Origin of the sequence: Cohnella baijiui, assembly GCF_020731285.1 — a bacterium.
Lineage (GTDB): Bacteria > Bacillota > Bacilli > Paenibacillales > Paenibacillaceae > Cohnella.
In genome coordinates, this window is record NZ_JAJFOW010000263.1 from 1 (window position 1) to 266 (window position 266).

Genomic DNA, 266 nt, shown 5'->3' on the forward strand with positions numbered 1-266 from the left:
GGAGAATTCTCCCGTTTTGTATTGCTTAATCTTCTGTTCTAATTGCTCTTGAACAAAAGGCGGCACCATCGGTCCAAAACCAGCCAAATCCTGTCCTCCATTGTTGAAGTCATAGTTCACACACCCGCCAGGCATCGTTCCTTCCTTATGCTGCATGGCTACTTTAACATAGACATCGCTGACATTTTGCACTGTACTGGTAATAACCGTGTCTTTAGAAACGAACGATTGATCGGAAATATATCCAATAGCCCATCGTCCTTTAT

Annotated in this window: 1 protein-coding gene; it reads right to left on the reverse strand. The window is 43.2% G+C overall.

Annotated elements, in window-relative coordinates:
* Positions 1 to 266, reverse strand: a 266-nt coding sequence (locus LKX83_RS32570; protein ID WP_227887421.1) for a BMP family ABC transporter substrate-binding protein, incomplete at both ends; no start/stop codon positions are given.